Source organism: Brachybacterium sp. p3-SID1565 (assembly GCF_025143785.1).
Classification (GTDB): domain Bacteria; phylum Actinomycetota; class Actinomycetes; order Actinomycetales; family Dermabacteraceae; genus Brachybacterium; species Brachybacterium epidermidis.
This window is the reverse complement of the sequence record NZ_JAMBDS010000005.1, coordinates 18,228-38,601: the sequence shown is the minus strand read 5'-3', so window position 1 is coordinate 38,601 and position 20,374 is coordinate 18,228. Positions and strand designations below refer to the sequence as shown.

Genomic DNA, 20,374 nt, shown 5'->3' with positions numbered 1-20,374 from the left:
GCAGGTCCCATCGGGCGCGGGAAGTCCGATCAGTCGCCGGGATGCCCCGTTCTCACCTGGTCTGCGTAGGATCGCAGATCCAACCCAGCACCAGTGGTGCCATCGTCGAGGTCTCGTAGGCGAAGAACAGGAACGGGGAGTCGAGCACCAGCTCCTTGGGATCCTCCGGCGCTGCGGCCTCCTCCATCCCCACGGCTGGGGCAGCCGCAGCCTCCATGCCCTCCGCGTCCACGGTGATCACGGCCTTGTGCACCACGTCGCTGATCAGCAGCTGCTCCTGCGTGGTGATCCCCGAGAAGTCGGCCCCGTCGGTGAAGGCCAGCTCCATCCCCAGGCCCTGCAGCAGCGCGGCCAGGGAGGTCTGCCATTCGATGTCGAAGGCAGGGAGGCTCAGGTCGACCACGTCCGGTCCCTGCAGGCCCTCCAGCACTGCTCCGAGACCGGCGTCCGCTCCGACGCCGTCTGCCGCCTCGGCCCAGGAATCGAGCACAGTGCCGACGTCGTCCACGGGCTGCACCAGGGCCAGGGCGAGACCCCGGCCGTAAGTGCTGTGGTGAGGTCCTCGAGATAGGCCTGCTCCAGTTCCATGCCCTCCTTCGCCCACACCCCGATCACGAGGGAGGCCACGGCCGGTTCGGGAGCGTCCTCCTCGTCGGCCTCCCGCTCCTCGTCTCCGACGACAGCGAGCACGGAGGAGAGGGAGTTGGCCGCCTCGGCCAGTTCGTCCATGCTGCCGCCGAGCACGTGCTCCATCTGGGCGCGGGTGTCCCCGGCGGCGCCCATCCCGGCCATGGTCAGCACGATCTGGGCCGACAGCGGGGAGCACACGGTGTTGACCTCGGACCGGTCGATCCCGCCCAGCATCCGGGCGGTGAAGGGCACGGCCGCCCGCCCCGTGCCCTCGGCGGGCCCGCGCTCGGCATGCTCCACCTCGGCGCGCACGTCCGGCTCCCCCACCTCACCGGGCCCGTCGGAACCTCCGAGCATGCCGCAGGAGGGCAGGCCCAGCGCCACCCTTGCCAGGTCGCAAGCCGGTCACGTTCGGTGACGGCCCTGGCGGGTCGGCGCCGCAGGCTCTCAGCCCTTGACCGAGCCCTCAGTGAGACCGCCGCGCCAGAAGCGCTGCAGCACCAGGATCAGGATCGCCAGCGGGATCACCGACAGCAGAGCACCACCGGTGGTGAGCTGGAAGAACTCCGGCAAGCGGTCCGTCTGCGCCCTCCAGCTGTCCAGACCCAGGGTGATCGGGTAGAGGCGCTCGTCGGCCAGCATCACCAGCGGCAGGAAGTAGTTGTTCCAGATCGCCACGAACTGGAACAGCAGGATGGTGACCACGGCCGGGGTGAGCTGCGGCAGCGCCAGCCGGTGGAACAGCCCGATCTCGCTCACGCCGTCGAGCCGGCCGGCCTCCAGCATGGAGTCCGGCACCGCGGCGCCGGCGTAGATGGCGGCCAGGAACAGACCGAAGGGGCTCACCAGGGAGGGGATCAGCACCGACCAGTAGATGTTGGTCAGCCCGACGCTCGAGAACAGGAAGAACAACGGCAGCGCGGTGGCGGTGCCGGGCACCAGCACCCCGCCCAGCACGAAGGCGTACACGAACTTCCGGCCCGGGAAGCTGTACTTGGCCAGGGCGTACCCGGCGGCGACCGCGAAGTACGTGGCCAGCAGCGAGCCCACCCCGGAGTACAGCAGGGAGTTCAGCGCCCAGCGCGGGAAGATGCCGCCGTTGGCGGAGAGCACCGCGCTGATGTTCTCCACCAGGCGGAACTCGTTGCCGAACCAGAATCCGCTGGTGCCGAACAGGTCCTCGGTGGTCTTGGTGGCGTTGACGACCACCCAGTACACCGGCACCAGGAAGTAGATCGCCACGATCGTCAGCACCGCGGTGACGATGATCGTGGTGGCGGGGCTGCGACCCGCCGCGCGGGCCCCGGAGCGCTCGTCGGCCCCGCGATTGCCGGCCCCACCGGCGCGGCGCCTGGGCGTGCCTGCGCCGGCGGCACCAGAGCCTGGGCGGTCGGTCTCGAGGGTGCCGGTCGCCTTGCCGGCGGCCAGCGCGTTCTTGGAGGCGTCGGTGGCGCTCATCGCTTCCTCTCCGCCCACGAGGAGACCCCCAGGGCGATGGCCGACAGGACGAAGGCGGAGACCGCGATGATCACGGCCTGGGCGGCTGCCATCCCGATCTCGTTGTACTGGAACGCGTACGCGTAGGCGCTCATGTTCGGCGTGTACTCGGTGGTGATGCCCGAGCTCATGGTCTGCAGCAGGCGCGGCTCCGCGAACAGCTGCAGGGTGCCGATGATCGAGAAGATGATGGTGAGCATCAGTGCCGGCCGGATCAGCGGCACCTGGATCGAGGTCACGGTCTTCATCGCGCCGGCGCCGTCGATGCGGGCCGCCTCGTACAGCTCACCGGGGATCGCCTTCAGCTGCGCGATGATGATCAGCATGTTGTAGCCGGTGTACGTCCAGGTCACGATGTTGGCGATGGACCACAGCACCACGTTCGGTCCCAGGAAGTCGATCTCGATGCCCATCCAGCCCAGCACGTCAACGATGGGGCTGAGGCCCGGGATGTACAGGAACGACCACAGGATCGTGGCGATCACGCCGGGGATCCCGTAGGGCAGGAAGTACGCGGAGCGGAACAGGCCCGGCCACTTGGCGGCGGCGCTCTCCAGCAGCAGCGCCAGGATGGTGGCGGCCACGATCATCACCGTCACCTGCACGATCCCGAACAGCATCATGCGGCCGATGGATTCGATGAAGTTCTGGTTGGACAGCGCCGCTGCGTAGTTGGAGAACCCGGCGAAGGTGCTCTCCGTGCCGTCCTCGCCCAGCAGACCGCTGCGCTGCACGCGGGTGAAGCTGTAGCCCACGGCCATGATCACCGGGATGATCATGGTGGCGATGAACAGCACCAGGAACGGTGCCATCAGGATCCAGGGTGCGGTCTTGGACCTCATCGTGCCTCCTCCGCGTTCAGTCCGTTGCCCTGCATGATCTCGACGATCTCGGTCTGGGCGTCGCCCAGTAGGTCCACCAGGGGCCGCTCTCCGTTGATGGCCGCGGTCATGCCGTTGCCGATGATGTCCATGACGCGCTGCATCAGCGGCGCCCAGGTCCATTCGAGGTTCTGCCCCTCGGCCATCGGGACGATCACCTCCTCGTTGTAGTTCTGCCCGGAGAAGAACTCGGAGGGCTGCTGGCGGGCCTCGCCGATGTAGTCCGCGGCCGGGGACCAGCCGATGCCGCAGAACTCGATCATGGCGTCGATCCCGGCCGGGTCGGTGCACATCCAGGTGCAGAACTCGAGCGCCTCGGCGGGGTGCCGGCTGGTGGACAGGATCGCGGCGGAGGAGCCGCCGTGGGCGCCGGAGGCGTAGCCGTCCTCCCAGGTGGGCATGGCGGCGGCCGCCCACTTGCCCTCCGCGCCCGGCACCGCCTGGATCAGGGCGTCGCCCCAGGATCCGCAGATGGCACCGACCACGTTCCCCTCACCGGCGGCGGCCATCCAGGGGGTGGAGAAGGCGCCGTAGCCGGTGCCCACCAGGCTGTCGGCGAGGATCCCGTCCCAGTACTCGGCCACCCGCATCGAGGGTTCGCCCACCATGTCCACGATCCAGCCGTCCCCCTCGGGGCGGAACCAGTTGGCGCCGGATTGCATCATCCAGCCCACCAGGTAGGAGCCGTCGGTGGGATCGAGGGTGAGGAACTGCTTGCCGGCGTCCTTGACGGCGCCGGCGACCTCGCGGAACTCGTCCCAGGTGCCCGGGGGCTGGAGGCCCAGCTCCCCCTCGAGCACCTCCCGGTTGTAGTAGGTGGCCATGGGGCCGGTGTCCTGGGGGACGCCCCACACGGACTCCCCCACCTGCGCCTGCGCGTAGGCGCCGGGGTCGTAGGCGTTCTCGTGCTCCTGGATGCCGTAGCGGGTAAGGTCCACCAGGGCCCCGGCGAGGGCGAACTCCGGCAGGGAGCGCAGCTCCACCTGGGCGATGTCCGGCCCGCCGCCGGCGGCGACGGCGGAGAGGATCTTGGCGTACCCACCGGCGTTGCCGCCGGGAATCCACACGGCCTCCACCCGGATGCGGTCCTGGCTCTGGTTGAAGATGTCGGCGACCTTCTGCAGGTCCTTCAGCCACGCCCAGTAGGTGACGGTGACGGGCCCATCGGCAGGCGGGATGGTGGGTTCAGCGTTGACGGTGCCGGGGTTCGGCGGGGCGCAGGAAGCCAGGGCCGCGGTGAGCGCGGCACCCGATCCGACCAGCGCACTTCGCCTGCTGAGTCTTCTCATGGGGGCTCCTCGTGGTCGTTCCGCATCCACGGGGCGCCGGTGAGGGGGCTCGGGCGCGCCTCGTCGATGAGGTGGGGATCACATCGTACCAACGGGGAGTCGGGACCTCCGGGACGGTCAGGACACCGAACGGCATCGATCGGAGGCAGGCCCCACGTCCGGACCCGGCGCGTAGGCTCGACGACGAGCCCGCACCTGTGGGCCACGGCGAGGGGCGCGACGGTTGGGCGCACGCCGGTGGGGGGCGCGACCACGAGGGACACGATGGCCAGGGACACATCGGCTAGGGGGACGGCCGGGGACACATCGGCTAGGGGCACGGCCGCGTTAGTCGACCCCGGTCACCCCTGAGCGTCGTCCCCGGCCCCGCTGCCGGAGTTACGGGCGGGTACGTTCCACAAACTGGAAGCGCACCACCCGGTGCCGGAAGCGCACCACCCGGTACCGGAAGCGCACCACCCGCTGCCGCCCGCTCACTGGGATCAGCCATGTCAACCTGGGGCTGATCCGAGCGGTCGAGGCCATCACCGGCGACACCCTGGAGTGAGACTCGGGCGCCCCGGCCGCCGTCCGGCAGATGGGGCGCCCTCCCGCACCCGTACCCGGTCCTGTGCGGCCGTGAGCCTCAGGCCCCCTGGTGGCCGGAGAACTCCGCGGGGTGGCCGCCGCGGCGGCCCTGCTCGCCCTTGTCCAGAGCGTTGATCGCAGCGACCTCCTCGGGGGTGAGCTCCAGCTGGAGGGACGCGAAGTTCGAGACGATCCGCTCGGGGGTCTCGGACTTGGAGATCACCACGTTGCCCTGGGCGAGGTTCCAGGCCAGCATCACCTGGCCCACCTCGGCGCCGTGGGCCTCGGCGATGCCGGTGATCACCGGGTCCTCCAGCTCACCGCCGCCCTGGCCCAGCGGCGACCAGGACTCGGTGACGATGCCCTTGGAGGCGTGGTACTCGCGCAGCTCGAGCTGGGCGAAGTAGGGGTGCAGCTCGATCTGGTTCAGCACGGGGACCACGCCGGTCTCCTGCTCGAGGTGCTCGAGGTCCTCCACCCGGAAGTTGGAGACACCGATGGAGCGGATGCGGCCCTGCTCCTTCAGCTCCACCAGTGCCTTCCACGTGTTCAGCGCCTCGCCCCTGGCGGGGGCCGGCCAGTGGATGAGGTACAGGTCCAGCTCCTCCAGGCCCAGGTCGGCCATGGTGGCGTCGAAGGAGCGCAGCGTCTGCTCGCGCCCCTGGTCCTGGTTGGGGACCTTGGAGGTGATGAACAGGTCCTCCCGGTCCACCTCGGTGCGGGCCAGGGCACGACCCACGCCGGCCTCGTTCTCGTAGCCGCGGGCGGTGTCGATGTGGCGGTAGCCGGCCTCGATCGCCTTCAGCACCACGTCCGTGGCGGTGTCGTCGGAGACCTGCCACACCCCATAGCCGAGCTGGGGGATGGAGCGGCCGTCGTGGAACTCGATGGTGGGCTGCACGGTCATGATGCTCCTTAGCGGGGACGGGCTCGTCGATCGGGCCGGCACGTGCACCGGGGACTCACCACACTACCGAGCACGCCCCGCGCCGGTGGTCACAGCGGCAGCACCCCCAGGCCGATGGGCCTGCTGCTCGGGTCCGCCTCCAGCCACTGCGCGAGCCCCGGCGGGTGCACCTCATGCTCGGCGAGGTGCCCGATGGGCAGCCAGTCCGCACCCTCCTGCCCGGGATCCGGGTCGCTGCCCGGACCCGGCTCCTGACCGTCGGCCAGACCGCACCAGTAGGCCACGTTGACCTGGTGGAACGGAGGGATGGGCACGCCGTCGCGCAGTCGGCTCGCGGACTGCACCTCGTACACGCAGGCGACCTGGTGCACCTCGACCTCCGCGCCGATCTCCTCGCGGCACTCGCGGATCAGGGCGGCGACCTGGTCCTCGCCGTGCTCCTGCCCGCCGCCGGGCGGGCCGTGCAGCACGGTTCCGTCCGGGGTGACCACACGGTTCATCAGCACGTGCCCGTCCCGCACGATGAGCGCCTTGACGGCCACCCGGGGGCCGGAGCCGGCGGCGGGGCGTGGCCCGGAACGAGGCCCGGAACGAGGAGCCGGTGCTCCCGCGGCGGGGCCCGTCATGCGATGGGGTGTCCGGTCAGGTGCTGCTCGGCCAGGCGCAGCAGCTCGGCCTCATCGGCTGCGCCGAGCAGCGCCGCGACGGCCTGCTCGTCGGTGAGCATGGCCATCATCCGCTGCAGCGCCGGCACCATCGCCTCCGGATCCGTGACCAGCGGGAGCACCAGCAGCTGCGTCTCGACGGTGTCCGCGGCGCGGCCGCCCATCTCGCCGAAACGCACGGGCCGGGCCAGGGTGGCGACCGCCAGGCAGCGCACGCGCACGTGCTCGGCATCGGAGTGCGGGATCGCGGTGGGGATCCGGGTGGGCAGCCCGGTGGGGAAGCGCTGCTCGCGCTCCCACAGCGCTGCCGGGAAGGTCTCCTCCACGAGGCCCTCGGCCAGCAGGTGGCGGGCGATGGTCCCGAGGACCTCCTTCGCGTCCTCGCCCTGGACCGCGTGCAGCACGGCACGGATGGGCACGGCCTCCAGCGGATCCGCGTTCTCGCTGGGGCTCTGATGGTCGGTCATGGGGCCTCCCGGGTCGGTGTCACGATTCTGGCACCCGCGCGGGGCCGACGGGGATACTGGAGTCCCGTTCGCCCGAAGGAGCACCGATGCCGGCACCCCGCGACACCGCACTGGTCGTGCGCGCCGCGCGGCTCTACTACGAGCAGGGCCGTTCGCAGACGGAGGTGGCGCAGGAGCTGGGGCTGTCCCGCTCGAACGTCTCTCGGATCCTCACCCAGGCACGGGAGCGCGGCATCGTGGAGATCTCCATCCACGATCCGGACGGCCCCCCGCGCCATCATCCCGCGGTCGAGGCGGCGCTGCGCGCCCGGTACTCGCTGCGTGAGGCCCACGTGGTCTCCGCCCCTCGCACCCCGGGCCTGGAGGCCGTGGCCAGGCAGGCGTCGGCCCTGATCACGGAGCGGGCCGCCCAGGTGCGCTCGATCGGTCTGTCCTGGGGACAGACGGTCCAGCGGGTGGTCGAGCAGCTGGAGCCGGTGCGCCTGCGGCCGGCGCCGCGGGTGCTGCCGCTGGTGGGCGGGCACTCCACGCTGGACCAGTTCGAGTCCGGCGAGTCGGTGCTGCGGGTGATGGCCTCCCGGTTCGGTGCTCGCGCCGAGATGCTCTACGCGCCGGCGGTGCTGGAGGCGGCCACCACGGTGAGCACGCTGCGGCGCGAGTCGAGCATCGCCTCGGTGCTGGAGGCCGCCGCGCAGGTGGAGCTGGCACTGGTGGGCATGGGTTCCATGGGCATGCACTCCTCCCCGCACATCGTGGAGCAGATGGGGCTGAGCGAGCAGGAACATGCGGCGTTCCTCGCGCAGGAGCCCGTGGGGGACGTGTGCGGCAGGTTCGTGGACGCCCACGGGGTCCCGGTAGGGGCGCCGACGGACCAGCGGGTGCTCGCGGTGACGTTCTCCGAGCTGCTGCGCATCCCCGAGGTGGTGGGGGTGGCCGCAGGCGCGGAGAAGGCCCCGGGCGTGGCCGGGGTGCTGCGCAGCGGCACCATCGACACCGCCGTGGTGGACGTGGACCTGGCGCGCGAGCTGCTGGCCTCCACCTGAGCCCGACCCCCTCCCCCAGGGGCATCGCCGCTCGACATGGGCGAGGGTGGAGCCGAGCCCGGGCGCAGGCCTGTCAGCGAGAACCCGGGCACCGCACTGTCAGCGAGAACCCGGGCACCGCACTGTCAGCGAGAGGCCGGGTACTGCCCCTTCAGCACGGAGATCAGCTGGGCGGTGCGATGGGCATCCACGGTGAGCCGGGTGTCATCGAGGCGGGCGATGGGCGCGGCCAGACGACTGGAGGACAGCAGCCAGGCAGCGTCGGCCGAGGCCACCTGATCGGGGGTCATCAGCTCCTCGCGCACGGTGGCTCCCTCGGCCCGCAGCACCTCGAACACGGAGGCGATGCTGGTGCCCGGCAGCACTCCGGCGTCGGCGGGGGTGGTGGTCCAGGTGTCGCCGTGCTGCACGAGCAGAGTGGAGGTGGGACCCTCCAGGCAGTAGCCGTCGGTGCTCACGAACAGCACGTCGTCGGCGCCGCGGCGCACCGCCTCACGGGTGGCGGCCATGTTGACGGCGTAGCTGAGGGTCTTGGCGCCCGGCAGCAGCCAGGGGCTGGTGCGAGGCACGGTGGTGGACAGCCCCCGGTCCAGGGTGACCACGGCGATGCCCTCACGGCAGCGGGACCAGTCCTCGGCGGTGCGGGCATGTATCCAGGCGGTGGGAGTGCCAGAGCCCTCCACGCCGCGGGTGACCATCACCCGCACCGTCAGCTCGGGCACGGGGGCATGGGCGTCGATCGCCGCCTGCACGGCCTGCGCCAGCACCGTGAGATCCAGGGCGGGCAGCTCCACCAGTTCGGCACTGCGAGCCAGTCGGCGCAGGTGGGGGTCCAGGTTCACGGGGGTGCCGTCGAACACGCCGATGGTCTCGAACACGCCGTCCCCGCGAGTGGCCACCAGGTCCGTCACCAGCAGCTGCGGCTCGTCGGCCTTCCCGAGGCGGAAGGGCTCGGAGCCGTCGGCCGGCGCCCCGGCCGCTCCCATCACCCACACGAGGACGGGGCTGTGGGCGGGCGTGCTGGGCTGTGTCATGGGGGCCTCCGCGTCGGGTTCCCTCCGTGGTGCTCACGGCGGGGGCCGCGACCTGGGCGCGGCCTGGCCCCAGGCTAACCGCACCGGTGCGCGGGGAGAGGGTCATCCACCCGCGTCAGCGGTCCAGGTGCTCGGTGCCGATGGCCTCCCCGGCCTGGGAGCCGGGCACGGCCCCGGAGTCGAACGCGGAGCCCAGCAGGGCCATCAGCTGGTCCCACAGGGAACCGGGCTCGTCCACCGATCCCACGGCAGCACCGATCCGATCGGTGACCATCGAGCCGGCGGAGGCTCCCGCACCGTCCGCCGAGCTGAGATGGAGGAAGGTTCCTGCGCCGACCGCCGCACCGGCATCGGCAGCGCCCCCGGCCGCACCGGCACCGGCATCCGCCCCGCCGCTCCCGGCCTCGGATCCGCCGCCGGAGCCCGACCCGCCGCCGGAACCGGACCCGCCGCCGGAGCCGCCCGCGGAGTCCCCTGCTCCCGAGCCGCCACCGGAACCCGCGGAGTCGCCGCCACCGGATCCTTCACCGCCACCGGCAGCCCCGTCGGCACCAGCGGCGTCGGCCTCGCCGATCGATGCCCCCACGGCACCGGCAGCCGCACCCCCGGCAGCGCCCGCCCCGGTGCCGATGCCCGCGAGGGCGCCCGCACCAAGGCCCGCATGGCCCATCATGTCGTCCAACGGCTCCAGGCCGAGCATGCCGCCGATCTCACGCCCGCCCCCCAGCAGGCTCAGCAGCTGCTCGGCGAGCATCGCACCGGCCAGCAGGTTTCCGATCATGGCGCCGACGGGACCGCCGATCATGCCTCCGACCAGCCCGGCGAGCAGGCCGAGGCGGCCCATCGGGGAGTCCAGCAGGGCAGCCAGCGCGCGCTGCTCGGGAGTGGAGCCGTCACCCAGCAGGGCATCGCGAAGGGCCTGGGCCGCCCCGGAGAGCGCTGCGGCAAGGCCCCCGGCCGCACCCCCGGCCAGGGCTCCGCCCAGGGCAGCGGCGAGACCCGCGCCTGCGGCCACACCGGCCTGGAACGCGTGGGAGGCGCTGAAGAAGTCGATCGTGGAGGCCGCGTCCTGCTCATCGGCGTGCTGGATCAGCAGGCGGGCCCGACGCCGCAGATCGAGGGAGCAGTCCTCCAGGCCGGGGCGCACGACGCCGGCCCACTGGCCACGGAAGCGGTCGGCGTCCTCACCCACCCATTCGACGTCCTCGACCAGCACCTTGAGGCCGCCGTAGAGGTCCTCCAGCAGATCCGAGCGGCGGACCACCATCTGCGCCATCGTGCGCAGGGCCTCGGTGTCCGCCCCCTGGAACCCTGCCATTGCCTGCCCCCTCTGAATCTCTCCGCTGTCCTGCCCCTGACGACGTGTCCCACCGTAGGACCCGCCGGTCACCTGCGCCATGGGGAGGACTCCCCATGGCTGTCCGCCCGCCGACCGTGCGAGCTGGGGCGGACCTCGCACTCACGGGCGAGGGAGCTTCTCCTGCACCCATGCGGGCAGGCGGTCGTCACCGAAGCGCTCGGCCATGTGGCGGGCCACCTGCTCGTCCACCCCGCCCAGGCCGTCGAAGCTGCCCGGATCGGTGTCGTAGTTGAGCTTCGAGCCCAGGGCGATCCGGCTGCGGTCCTCCCCGGTGCGCTCGGCATCCAGGCGCAGGGAGACGAAGGGCTGGCGCTGATCGGCGGCGGCCTGCTGCAGTGCGTCCAGCAGCAGGCTCACCTGCGAATCGGTTCCGAAGCGGGCGTCGCCGCCGCTGCTGGAGCCGTCCGCGTCGGTGACCACGATGCGGCCGGCCCATGCCTCGCCGTCCGGGATGAAGGCGACGGTGAGCTGCTGCCACTGCTCGGTGAGGTCCACCGAGGTCAGCATCACGCGCGCGAGATCCTGCAGCAGCTCGCCCTGCCGCTCCATCGGGGAGGAGTCGTTCTGGGGCTGGGTCATCGGGATCCTCTCGCTTCGTGGTGCGATCGACTCGCGGTGCGACCGGCTCGGTCTCCGATCGACTCATGGTCCGTTCGACGTGGCCGACGGGCTCGGCTCAGTCGTCGAAGGTGGCACCGTCAGGGTAGTTGGGCAGGGTGTTATCGGCGATCACGTCGCCGTTCTCCGTGATGCGCACGTCGTAGCTCTCGGGCACGTACTCCCAGGGTGCACTGCCCTGGTCGGGGCCCACACCGGGTGGCTGCTCATCGCCCCAGTTGAAGCGGGTCTCATAGGAGTACTGGTGGCCGTGCTTCTCGATGCCGTCGGCCATCAGGCTCTCGTAGGCGTAGATGTTGTCGTCCACTCCGCTGCGGGCCTGGTTCACCTCGTCCCACTGGCGGGTGTAGTTGATCTCCTCGCGCACCCCGCCGAACTGGCGGGCCAGGGCGTGCCCGGCGTTGAACTCGATGCTCTCGGTGTCGCCGTCGGCGGTCATGTCGAAGCGCTCGGCGATCTTGGACTGGATGGACTGGCTGCGGGAGGTGTCCGGGTGCAGCTCCACCTCGGGCACGTACATGTGGTCCAGGCGGCCCAGCTCATCGGTGCTGTAGAAGACGTTCTCGTTGACGTGGTAGTTCGCATCGGGGAACACCTCGCGCAGGTTGGGGTTCATCGCGCCCCCGCCGCCGGTGGCCTCGACGTACACCACGCGGCCGTCGCCGTCGGTGTAGTACGTGCCGTGGTCGCCCACCTCGTACCTCGTGTTCGGGGCCAGCTCGATCGGGGCGCCGTCCGCATCCAGGCCGAAGGGCTTCGCGGCGCTTCCCGGTGCCAGCTCGTGATCGGCGTCCACGGTGATCGTGCCCGAGGTACGGGGCGGCTCCAGCACCAGCCCGGTGCCGTCGAAGGCCAGCGGGGAGTCCGTGCCGATGGCGTCACTGACCTGCTGAGCGACGGCGCGCGCCCGGCCGACGGCGCCGGTGATCAGGCCGGTGCCCTCCACCGCCGATTCGGCGGCCGTGCCGAGGGCGTCCCCGATGGCGCCCGCGACACGGACTACCCCCTGCGATGCAGCATCCAGCGGGACGCTGAGGGCTGCCAGGGTGATCTGCGGGGTCGAGGCGGCGCGCAGCAGGCCGTCCGGTCCACCCACGCCGCCATTGCCGCGCCCACTGTCGGCCCATCGACCACCATCGGCCCCGCTGCCCCCGTCTGCCACGTCACCGGCCGGGTCCGACGCCCGGTCCTGTTCCTCGGCATGGTCGCGGAGGGAACGCCCCTCCTCGCGCAGACGCATCTGGCAGTCCATCAGGCGGGGCCGGATGCGGAAGGACCAATCGGCACGCAGGGCCATGGCATCCGGGCCCACCCACGGCACCGCGTTGATCAGCGCCCCCAGGCGGGCGGTCATGTCCTCCAGGGAAGAGGAGCGGTCCTCGAGCAGCGAGCCCATGCGCTGCAAAGCCTGGGTATCAGCACCCTGAAATCCGCTCATCGCACGTCCCCTCAAGCCCGCTGTCAACGACGCCTCCACCGTAAGGATCCGGGGAAGGCCCGGCCATGGGTAGTTCTCCCCATGGCGCACCCGAACACTAAGGTGGCGTACATGAAAAGCCCTGCTCACACACGGTCGGGGCTGGGAGACTGAGGTATTCCCTGAGCATCGTCAGCGAAGTCTTGCCCTCGCCGTCACCAGGAGTTCGTCCCGTGTCCACCCCGCAGCAGTCGCCATCTCTCGCCCAGCGCCGCGGCATGCCGGATCCCGAGATGCTGGCGCGCTTGCAGCGCCTGCGCGAGCAGTTCGTTCGAATGCAGATGGAGTACGGGTTCGCTGTGGAGGAGGTGCTCACCAAGATCGAGATCCTCCGGCAGGAGTTCCTGCACCTGCACCGCTACAACCCGATCGAGCACGTGACCTCACGGGTGAAGTCCCCGGCCAGCATTCTGGACAAGGCGATGCGCCGCGGAATCGATCTCACCCCCGAGGCGATCCGGCAGGGGGTCACCGACATCGGCGGGGTGCGGATCACCTGCAGCTTCATCGCCGACACCTCCACGGTCCTGGAGCATCTGGTCTCCCAGACGGACATCGAGCTGGTCACGGTGAAGGACTACATCGCCCAGCCCAAGCCCAACGGGTACAAATCGCTGCACGCGATCATCCGGATCCCGGTGTTTTTGAGCACCGGGCCGGTGCCCACCACGGTGGAGGTGCAGATCCGCACCATCGCGATGGACTTCTGGGCCAGCCTCGAGCACAAGATCTACTACAAGTACGACGGGCAGGTGCCGGACCATCTGGCCCAGAGCCTGGCCGATGCGGCCACCGTGGCCGATCAGCTGGACCGCCGCATGGAGCAGCTGCACCGCGAGGTACACGGCCCTCACCCGGAGCGCGAGGAGCGCTCACGGCTGGACGACCTGGACGAGAGGCTGCTGCGCGCCCTGTGGGAGCGGACGGGCGGCGGGGGCTACTCGGCGACGACGTAGACCAACAGGCCGCCGTCGCGCCACTCCACCTGCTGCCCCAGCGGGTCTCCGGGCAGATCGGCGTCCATCACGTCCACCATGGCGCCGGGGGCCGCGCCGCGCAGATCGGCGACGGCGACGGCACCCGCGGGGGCGTTCTCGGAGGCTGAGCCAGGATGGCCATCGGCCGCCCCCGAGCCGTCGGCCGCGGGGCCGCCGGCTGGCAGCGGATCGGCCGCAGCATCGCCTCCGAGGGGCCGCAGCGGCACCGCAGCCGCATCGTCCTGCTCGCCCATGCCGAGGATCGCGGCGTACAGCTGCGCATCCAGCAGCTGCTCGCCCACATCGGCCCGCAGCTCCTCATCATCCAGGGCGTCCTCGTCGTACAGCTCCCGCAGCCGCGCGTCGATCCCCGAGACCGCTGCCTCCAGGGCGTCGGCGTAGCGCTGCAGGTAGGAGGGGAGGTCCCGCGCGGCCAGGCGCAGGGCGAGGTCCTCGCCGATGCCGTACACGGCACCGGGGGCGCCATCCTCATCGAGGGTCAGCACGACCGCCACGTCCGATCCCTCGTACAGGGGGTAGTAGCTGGTCGCCTCACCCAGCATCGTGTACGGGCCGATGTCACCACGCTCGTCGATCAGCAGGTCCAGGTCTCGCCGGCCGTGCACCGCGATCCCGCCGAACTCATCAACGATCTGCTCGAGGGCGGGGGGCGGATCGGCGGAGATCTCGCCGTCCTCCTGCGCCAGGCCCGGGATCCAGGTGAGGTCGCGCGGGTTGGTGCGGGCCAGGGACTCCAGGCGTTCCAGCACGGGGCGCACCTGTGAGACGGGGAGCACGGCGGCGCCGGTGGGCCAGGACAGGGACGAGGGCGGCACAGGAGAGGTCATGCCGTCATGCTGGCACACCCGCGCTCGATTCCGATCCCTGCGCGGGCTCAGCCGGCCTGCACGTCGACCCGGTGCGCGCAGGAGCCGGGGCGGGTGACCAGCACGGAGGCGCGGCCGGCGGCATGCGGGTGGCGGGTGCGGTACAGGTCCAGCCACTGCTGGGCGAACTGCTCGGCCGTCTCGGTGGGCACCAGGGCCCACACGCTGCCGCCGAACCCGGCACCGAAGGCGCTGGCGGCGTGGGCGCCCAGCTCTCGGGCGGTGCGCTGGAGGTCGACCGTCTCGGGGACCTGGTTGCCCAGTCCGTCCTCGGCGCCGCGCTGGGACTCGTCCACCAGGCGGCCCAGCTCCTCCAGGTCGCCCTCCTCCAGGGCGATCGCGGCGGCAGGCACCAGGCGCTCGGACTCGGCGATGAACTGCTCGAGGCGACCGCGCAGGTACGCGTCATCTCCCGCGTACTCGACCAGTCGCCCACGGGCGGCCGGGCCGGAGGCGAGGGCGTCGGCCAGCACCCGGTCGTCGCGACGACCGGTGTCCACGCGCCAGCGGTCGATCAGCTCCCAGGCGGCCAGGGACACCCGGTTGTAGGCGTCGCGGGCGGCGCCGGTCTTCGCGGCGTCGACACCGGAGACCGCCACGACCAGGGCGAGGTCCTGCGGGAACGGGACGGTGCGCTCGTGGCGCACGGGGCAGAAGGAGTACTGCACCAGCGCGTCGGCGCGGCCGCACAGCATGGCGGTGTGGTCCTCGCTGCCGCCGAAGGTGCCCACGCCGCGATGCCCGCCCAGGCTGCCGTAGGTCTGTCCGTTCTCCACGGTGCCCAGGTACTCGCCGAGCTGCTCGGGGGTGGTGATCGCGGCGCGGAACGCGGGGTCGGCGGCGATGCCGGTGAGGTCGATCAGGGCCAGGGCCAGCCCCACCACCAGGGCCGAGGAGCTAGACATGCCGGCCGCCAGCGGCAGGGTGGAGGTGATGGAGATGTCCGCCCCCACCAGTCGCCCGGGGAAGTTGGCATCCAGTCGCTCCACCACGGTGCGCACGTACCCGCCCCAGTGCCCGGAGCCGTCGTCCTCGCGTCGCGATCCGGGATCGTCCAGGTCCAGCACCACCTCGTCCTCGGCGGCGCCGGAGGTCACGACGATCAGGCGGTCCTCGCGGCGGCGGGCGGTGACGGTGTGGCCACGGTCCACGGCGGCCAGCAGGGAGCGGCCGCCCGCGTAGTCGGTGTGCTTGCCCAGCACCTCGATGCGACCGGGCACGAACCAGGCCGTCTGCTGGCGGGGCTCAGCCCGGGAGGACAGCAGGTCGTGCACGCCCCCCTCCCGCTCAGCAGGTTCGATACGGGCGGGCTGCGGGTCGCCGACGGGGCCGTGGTGGCGGAGCCCGGCAGTCCCGGGCGCCGCGGTCACAGCACGACCTCGACGCCGGCCAGGGCCTGCTGCACGGCGGCCACGTCCCCGCGGGAGGACATGTCCAGCACGCCCACGGCGGCGGGCACCACGGTGACGGGGTGACCCTCGGAGGCCAGCGTGCGCACCGCGTCGATGATCTCCAGCTCGCCGCGGGAGGAGGGCTGCACCCGGTCGCAGGCGTCGAAGACGGCGGGGGTGAACAGCCAGGCGTTCATGGACACCGGGGCATCCTGCCCGTAGGCGGCGAGGGTGGCCGCGTCGGGCTTCTCCACGATGTCGGTGAGGTGGCCGGCCTCGTCGGTGGCCACCAGCGCGAAGGCGGCGATGCGATCGGCGGGGATGTTGGACCGCTCCACCAAGGCGGCCCGGTCGAAGCCGACCAGGGCGTTGCCGGGGGCTGCGACCAGGGCGCGCAGCGACTCCAGCGGGTAGTAGTTGTCGGAGTTCAGCACCACCACGCGGTCGGCGCCGGCGAACTCGCGAGCGGCGGCCACGGCGTCGGCGGTGCCGCGCGGCTCCTCCTGCACGGCGGTGGTGACCTGCACGCGCCCTCCGCTGATGGCGCCCGCGTACTCCCGCAGGGCATCGTGCTCGGGGCCGATCACCAGGCACACCTCGGTGATGCCGGCATCGGCCAGCACGGAGATCACGTAGTCCAGGAAGGGACGCCCCACGTCGATCAGCGCCTTGACCCCGCTGGCAGCCATCTGCGCCTGCTTCTCATCGAGCTGGGCGCTGTCGTCGGCCCGGCGCATCCTTGTCCCGAGCCCACGCGCGAGGATGACCGCCTTGGTGGGCGGGGTGCTCGCTGAGGGGTCCGTGGAGGCGGCGTCGGCGTTCAGGGTCGTCGTGTCCACGCCGGAAGCATAGTTCGGAGGACCGCGACGGGCGGGAAGCCCCAGGCTGCAGGGCCCCGCCCCGGCGGCCCGCACCGCTGTCCGATCGGTCGCCTCGGCCCTCCGCCCCGGCCTGGTCGACGCATAGACTCGGTACGCAGCGGGTCGGCGCTCTGCGTCGGGCCGCCCCCTTGAACCGCGGGAGGAACCAGCCATGGGCCAAGAGATCGCCGCCAAGGAGTACACCCGCTCCCAGCGCACCCTGTACCGCCGGGAGCTGCGCCGCAACCTGGACCTGTTCGAGACCTTCCTGGACACGGCAGAGTTCGTGGACGAGGGGACCGTGGGCGTGGAGCTGGAGATGAACCTGGCCTCCATCACCGACATGAGCCCGGCCCTGCTGGTGGATGAGATCCTGGAGGATCTCGACGACGAGCAGTACGTCCACGAGATCGGCCGCTTCAACCTCGAGGTGAACCTGCCGGTCACCCACCCCGCGGGCAGCGGCCTCCGGGAGCTGGAGGACAACCTCACCGCCCTGCTGGCCCGGGCGGATGCCACCGCGCAGCAGCACGGCGCGCGGGTGATCCCCATCGGCCACCTGCCCACCATCACCGAGGACCTGTTCTCCGACTCGCAGTGGCGCTCTCCGGGTGCGCGCTACGAGGCGCTGGAGAACAGCGTGATGCAGGCCCGCGGCGAGGAGATCCAGCTGCGGATCGACGGCGAGGGCAAGGGCCTGGACGCCACCTTCGACTCGATCGGCGCGGAGGCCGCCTGCACCTCGCTGCAGCTGCACCTGCAGGTGCCGCCGGAGCAGTTCGCCGCTGGGTGGAACGCCGCCCAGGCGATGGCCGGGCCCCAGCTGGCACTGGCCGCGAACTCCCCGTACCTGATGGGCAGGCGCCTGTGGCACGAGACCCGGGTGCCCACGTTCATGCAGGCCCTGGACAGCCGTCCTCCGGAGTACGCGGCGCAGGGAGTGCGACCGCGGGTGTGGTTCGGGGAGCGTTGGATCACCTCGATGTTCGACCTGTTCGAGGAGAACGTGCGGCTGTTCCCGGCACTGATCCCGGAGTCCCGCACGATGGCCGAGGAGCCGTTGCTGACCGCGGGCGCCTCCCCTCGCCTGCACGAGCTGATGCTGCACAACGGCACGGTGTGGCGCTGGAACCGGCCCATCTACGACCCGGGCACCGAGGTGCCGCACCTGCGGCTGGAGAACCGCCTGCTGCCCGCGGGACCGACGCCGATCGACATGGCCGCCAACGCAGCGTTCTTCTACGGACTGATCCACACCCTGATGCACGAGCGGCGCCCGCTGTGGTCGCGGATGAGCTTCGAACAGGCCGACGAGTCGTTCCAGCAGTGCGCTCGCTGGGGCCTGGAGGCCCGCGTGAAGTGGCCCCGCATCGGCCGGGTGCGGGTGGCGGACCTTCTGCTGGAGCAGCTGATCCCCCAGGCGGTGGAGGGCCTGCAGGACCTGGGGGCCGACGCCGAGGTGGTGGAGCGCTACGGCGAGGTGCTGCGGGGCCGCGCCCGCACCGGCCGCAACGGCGCCCGCTGGCAGATCGACACGGTGACCTCCCTGGAGGTGCGCGGGGCTGATCGCGCAGAGGCACTGGCATCGATGACGCGGCTGTACCGCGAGGGCGTGGACTCCGGCATGCCCGTGCACGAGTGGCCGGTGCCCGCCCGGCAGCGCGCCTCGCAGGACTGAGCGCGCAGGAGACCAGTTTGTGAGACGGAGTCTCACATGATGAGCCTAGGGTCGTAGGGTTCGCGCGTGAACGATCCCCGCACCCCCTCCTCGGCTGCCCGCCACGGCGGGCCCGCTGGTCAGCGCAGTTCGGTGTCCAGCAGGCCCTGAGCCGGCCCTCAGCGTCCGGCGGGGCGGGGGTGGCGAGGCTTGGAGCTGCCGGTGCGGGCCGGGAGCGTGCCGGCCTGCGGCTTCTTGGGATCGCCGTGCTCGAGGTACGGGTCCCGCATCGTCGGGGTGTCCCCAGCGGCCTCGGGCTCGACCACCACGGCGGTGGTGTCGTGCTCGTCCTCGTCCTGGCGGCGCTCGTACTCCTCGGGCGGCAGCACCTTCTTCCACTCGCGGGTGCGCATCTGCGGCAGCTCACCGGAGTCCTCCTGCAGCGCCCGGTACAGGGCGTACATCTGGAAGAAGCCCATGACGAAGAAGGGCAGGCCCACCAGGATGATGGTGGACTCCAGCGCTTCCAGCCCACCGGTGCCGGAGAACACCAGCAGGGTGGCGGTGACCAGGCCGATGGCCAGGGCCCAGAAGATGCGCTGGCCCAGCGGGTTGAAGTCCTCGTGGCCGTTGGCCATGGTGTCGGTGACCAGCGCGGCGCAGTCCACCGAGGTCACGAAGAAGATGGCCACCAGGATGATCGCGATCACGGAGAGCGCCCCGGCGGCCGGGTAGTGCTCCAGGAACGCGAACAGCGCCCCGGGCACGTCACCGTCCTCGACCACCCTCTCGACCAGGCCGCCCTCGCCGTTCAGCTCGATGTCGATGCTGGCCAGGCCGAACACACCGAACCAGATCACGGAGAAGCCGGCCGGGACGGCGAGCACGCCGGAGACGAACTGGCGGATGGTGCGGCCCTTGGAGATGCGGGCGATGAAGATGCCCACGAAGGGTGACCAGGTGATGGTCCAGGCCCAGTAGAAGACGGTCCAGGTGTTCTGCCAGCCGGTGTCGGCGAAGGTGTCGTTCCACAGGGCGAGCTCGGGCAGGTTCATCAGGTAGCTGCCGAATGACTGGATGGTGCCCTTGAGGATGAACAGCGTGGAGCCTCCGGCGACCAGCACGAAGATCATCAGCGCCACGGCGGTGGCGATGTTGAAGTTGGAGAGCACCTTGATGCCCTTCTCCAGGCCCAGGCTCACGGAGATCAGGGCGATGCCGACCACCACGCCGATGATGATCAGCTGCCAGCCGGCGCTCTCGGGCACGCCCCACAGCTGGTTCAGGCCGCCGTTGATCTGCAGGGTGCCCAGGCCGATCGAGACAGCGACGCCGAACACGGTGCCCACGATCGCGACCACGTCGATGAACTGGCCGATCGGGCCGTGGATGCGGTTGCCGAGGATGGGCTGGAAGATCGAGCTCACCCGCGGCGGCAGGTTGCGCTTGTGGATGAAGTAGGCGAAGCACAGGGCGGGCAGGGCGAAGATCGTCCAGGTGTGCAGGGTGAAGTGGTAGTACGTGAAGTTCATGGCCTCGCGCGCCGCCTCCCAGGTGCCGGGCTCGATGCCCAGCGCCTCGCCGCGCGGCGGGTCGCCGAAGTGGCTCACCGGCTCGGCGACGCCCCAGAACATGAGGATCGAGCCGATGCCTGCGGCGAACAGCATCGCGAACCAGGCCGGGCCGGAGTGCTCCGGCGGTGCGTCGTCCGGCCCCAGCTTCACCCGACCGAAGCGCCCCAGGGCGATGAAGATCAGGAACCCCAGGAACACGGTCACGCCCAGGATGTAGAACCAGCCGACGTTGGCCAGTAGCCAGTCGGAGCCGGCGGACACGGCGCTGTCCAGGGGTTCGGTGAAGGCCAGCGTGGCGATCACGAACAGGATGATCACCCCGGCGGAGGCGAAGAAGATGGTGGGGGATGTGCGCAGTCTCAGCGCATCATGCAGCTTGACGAGCATCGGTGACGTCTCCTCGGCACCGTCCGCGCCACGGGACTCGAGGTCGCACTGGGCGCAGCGGCAGGATTCCATTTGCGGGCGGTCCGGGCGGTGGTGCGCCCCAGGTTTTCACATACCCGTCCCAGTCCCAACCCAGGCGGCGCGTCCCCTCGCGGGGTGCACCGGGCGCGAGCGCCAGCGGTGGCCCCGGCACGGAGCGGTCTGGC

At 71.2% G+C, this 20,374-nt stretch carries 19 protein-coding genes; 3 read left to right on the top strand and 16 right to left on the bottom strand.

The window, feature by feature from the left end:
• Positions 1-52: 52 nt before the first annotated feature.
• The 8 genes from M4D54_RS02395 to M4D54_RS02360 all read right to left on the bottom strand — a co-directional run bounded on the left by M4D54_RS02395 (position 53) and on the right by M4D54_RS02360 (position 6,903).
• Entirely contained in the window at positions 53-403 is a 351-nt protein-coding gene (locus tag M4D54_RS02395) for a serpin family protein (RefSeq protein WP_259890113.1), read from the bottom strand.
• Positions 391-987 carry a serpin family protein gene (locus M4D54_RS02390; RefSeq protein WP_259890111.1) on the bottom strand — a complete coding sequence of 199 codons (597 nt, stop codon included), beginning with the start codon at positions 985-987 and terminating at the stop codon, positions 391-393. The genes M4D54_RS02395 and M4D54_RS02390 overlap by 13 nt, the downstream gene beginning before the upstream one ends.
• A gap of 90 nt (positions 988-1,077) precedes the next feature.
• A complete protein-coding gene (locus M4D54_RS02385; protein WP_259890109.1) occupies positions 1,078-2,088 on the bottom strand; it encodes a carbohydrate ABC transporter permease in 1,011 nt (336 codons plus the stop codon).
• Positions 2,085-2,969, bottom strand: coding sequence for a carbohydrate ABC transporter permease (locus M4D54_RS02380; RefSeq protein ID WP_259890107.1), 885 nt, complete (start codon positions 2,967-2,969; stop codon positions 2,085-2,087). The genes M4D54_RS02385 and M4D54_RS02380 overlap by 4 nt, the downstream gene beginning before the upstream one ends.
• Entirely contained in the window at positions 2,966-4,297 is a 1,332-nt protein-coding gene (locus tag M4D54_RS02375; RefSeq protein ID WP_259890106.1) for an ABC transporter substrate-binding protein, read from the bottom strand. Before M4D54_RS02375 ends, M4D54_RS02380 begins: the two co-directional genes overlap by 4 nt.
• Before the next feature lie 625 nt (positions 4,298-4,922).
• A complete protein-coding gene (locus M4D54_RS02370; protein ID WP_259890104.1) occupies positions 4,923-5,771 on the bottom strand; it encodes an aldo/keto reductase in 849 nt (282 codons plus the stop codon).
• Positions 5,772-5,860: 89 nt separating this feature from the next.
• Positions 5,861-6,397 carry an NUDIX domain-containing protein gene (locus M4D54_RS02365; RefSeq protein ID WP_259890102.1) on the bottom strand — a complete coding sequence of 179 codons (537 nt, stop codon included), beginning with the start codon at positions 6,395-6,397 and terminating at the stop codon, positions 5,861-5,863.
• A complete protein-coding gene (locus M4D54_RS02360; RefSeq protein ID WP_259890101.1) occupies positions 6,394-6,903 on the bottom strand; it encodes a PTS sugar transporter subunit IIA in 510 nt (169 codons plus the stop codon). The genes M4D54_RS02365 and M4D54_RS02360 overlap by 4 nt, the downstream gene beginning before the upstream one ends.
• A gap of 86 nt (positions 6,904-6,989) precedes the next feature.
• Between M4D54_RS02360 and M4D54_RS02355 the strand changes: the two genes are divergently transcribed.
• Entirely contained in the window at positions 6,990-7,946 is a 957-nt protein-coding gene (locus tag M4D54_RS02355) for a sugar-binding transcriptional regulator (RefSeq protein WP_259790066.1), read from the top strand.
• Positions 7,947-8,071: 125 nt separating this feature from the next.
• Here M4D54_RS02355 and M4D54_RS02350 read toward each other — a convergent pair whose 3' ends face one another.
• The 4 genes from M4D54_RS02350 to M4D54_RS13785 form a co-directional block, all read right to left on the bottom strand.
• Complete coding sequence (locus tag M4D54_RS02350) at positions 8,072-8,980, bottom strand: aminotransferase class IV (RefSeq protein WP_259790068.1); 909 nt, start codon at positions 8,978-8,980, stop codon at positions 8,072-8,074.
• Positions 8,981-9,095: 115 nt separating this feature from the next.
• The gene (locus M4D54_RS02345; protein WP_259890098.1) at positions 9,096-10,298 is read right to left on the bottom strand and encodes a hypothetical protein; all 1,203 of its coding nucleotides are present in this window, start codon (positions 10,296-10,298) and stop codon (positions 9,096-9,098) included.
• Positions 10,299-10,439: 141 nt separating this feature from the next.
• A complete protein-coding gene (locus tag M4D54_RS02340) occupies positions 10,440-10,919 on the bottom strand; it encodes a hypothetical protein (RefSeq protein WP_259790070.1) in 480 nt (159 codons plus the stop codon).
• A 97-nt stretch (positions 10,920-11,016) separates the two neighbouring features.
• A complete protein-coding gene (locus tag M4D54_RS13785) occupies positions 11,017-12,396 on the bottom strand; it encodes a DNA/RNA non-specific endonuclease (RefSeq protein ID WP_284690638.1) in 1,380 nt (459 codons plus the stop codon).
• Positions 12,397-12,608: 212 nt separating this feature from the next.
• Between M4D54_RS13785 and M4D54_RS02330 the strand changes: the two genes are divergently transcribed.
• Entirely contained in the window at positions 12,609-13,391 is a 783-nt protein-coding gene (locus tag M4D54_RS02330) for a GTP pyrophosphokinase family protein (protein WP_259890096.1), read from the top strand.
• Here the strand turns inward: M4D54_RS02330 and M4D54_RS02325 are convergent.
• The 3 genes from M4D54_RS02325 to M4D54_RS02315 all read right to left on the bottom strand — a co-directional run bounded on the left by M4D54_RS02325 (position 13,373) and on the right by M4D54_RS02315 (position 16,529).
• Positions 13,373-14,260, bottom strand: a complete 888-nt coding sequence (locus M4D54_RS02325) for a hypothetical protein (RefSeq protein ID WP_193865646.1) — start codon at positions 14,258-14,260, stop codon at positions 13,373-13,375. The two genes, M4D54_RS02330 and M4D54_RS02325, sit on opposite strands and share 19 nt — an antisense overlap.
• Before the next feature lie 47 nt (positions 14,261-14,307).
• Positions 14,308-15,573, bottom strand: a complete 1,266-nt coding sequence (locus tag M4D54_RS02320) for a galactokinase family protein (RefSeq protein ID WP_259890086.1) — start codon at positions 15,571-15,573, stop codon at positions 14,308-14,310.
• Between the two features lie 92 nt (positions 15,574-15,665).
• The gene (locus M4D54_RS02315) at positions 15,666-16,529 is read right to left on the bottom strand and encodes a nucleotidyltransferase family protein (protein WP_259890083.1); all 864 of its coding nucleotides are present in this window, start codon (positions 16,527-16,529) and stop codon (positions 15,666-15,668) included.
• 193 nt (positions 16,530-16,722) lie between these two features.
• Between M4D54_RS02315 and M4D54_RS02310 the strand changes: the two genes are divergently transcribed.
• Entirely contained in the window at positions 16,723-18,228 is a 1,506-nt protein-coding gene (locus M4D54_RS02310; protein ID WP_259890081.1) for a glutamate--cysteine ligase, read from the top strand.
• A 158-nt stretch (positions 18,229-18,386) separates the two neighbouring features.
• On the opposite strand, the gene M4D54_RS02305 is transcribed toward M4D54_RS02310, so the two are convergent.
• Positions 18,387-20,168 carry a BCCT family transporter gene (locus M4D54_RS02305; RefSeq protein WP_259890080.1) on the bottom strand — a complete coding sequence of 594 codons (1,782 nt, stop codon included), beginning with the start codon at positions 20,166-20,168 and terminating at the stop codon, positions 18,387-18,389.
• Positions 20,169-20,374: the final 206 nt, after the last annotated feature.

What these genes read in the sequence shown, in the direction of transcription:
- M4D54_RS02390 (WP_259890111.1), bottom strand. Translation starts at nt 987, where the DNA reads ATGCTCGGAGGTTCCGACGGGCCCGGTGAGGTGGGGGAGCCGGACGTG.
- M4D54_RS02385 (WP_259890109.1), bottom strand. Translation starts at nt 2,088, where the DNA reads ATGAGCGCCACCGACGCCTCCAAGAACGCGCTGGCCGCCGGCAAGGCG.
- M4D54_RS02380 (WP_259890107.1), bottom strand. Translation starts at nt 2,969, where the DNA reads ATGAGGTCCAAGACCGCACCCTGGATCCTGATGGCACCGTTCCTGGTG.
- M4D54_RS02375 (WP_259890106.1), bottom strand. Translation starts at nt 4,297, where the DNA reads ATGAGAAGACTCAGCAGGCGAAGTGCGCTGGTCGGATCGGGTGCCGCG.
- M4D54_RS02370 (WP_259890104.1), bottom strand. Translation starts at nt 5,771, where the DNA reads ATGACCGTGCAGCCCACCATCGAGTTCCACGACGGCCGCTCCATCCCC.
- M4D54_RS02365 (WP_259890102.1), bottom strand. Translation starts at nt 6,397, where the DNA reads ATGACGGGCCCCGCCGCGGGAGCACCGGCTCCTCGTTCCGGGCCTCGT.
- M4D54_RS02360 (WP_259890101.1), bottom strand. Translation starts at nt 6,903, where the DNA reads ATGACCGACCATCAGAGCCCCAGCGAGAACGCGGATCCGCTGGAGGCC.
- M4D54_RS02355 (WP_259790066.1), top strand. Translation starts at nt 6,990, where the DNA reads ATGCCGGCACCCCGCGACACCGCACTGGTCGTGCGCGCCGCGCGGCTC.
- M4D54_RS02350 (WP_259790068.1), bottom strand. Translation starts at nt 8,980, where the DNA reads ATGACACAGCCCAGCACGCCCGCCCACAGCCCCGTCCTCGTGTGGGTG.
- M4D54_RS02345 (WP_259890098.1), bottom strand. Translation starts at nt 10,298, where the DNA reads ATGGCAGGGTTCCAGGGGGCGGACACCGAGGCCCTGCGCACGATGGCG.
- M4D54_RS02340 (WP_259790070.1), bottom strand. Translation starts at nt 10,919, where the DNA reads ATGACCCAGCCCCAGAACGACTCCTCCCCGATGGAGCGGCAGGGCGAG.
- M4D54_RS13785 (WP_284690638.1), bottom strand. Translation starts at nt 12,396, where the DNA reads ATGAGCGGATTTCAGGGTGCTGATACCCAGGCTTTGCAGCGCATGGGC.
- M4D54_RS02325 (WP_193865646.1), bottom strand. Translation starts at nt 14,260, where the DNA reads ATGACCTCTCCTGTGCCGCCCTCGTCCCTGTCCTGGCCCACCGGCGCC.
- M4D54_RS02310 (WP_259890081.1), top strand. Translation starts at nt 16,723, where the DNA reads ATGGGCCAAGAGATCGCCGCCAAGGAGTACACCCGCTCCCAGCGCACC.
- M4D54_RS02305 (WP_259890080.1), bottom strand. Translation starts at nt 20,168, where the DNA reads ATGCTCGTCAAGCTGCATGATGCGCTGAGACTGCGCACATCCCCCACC.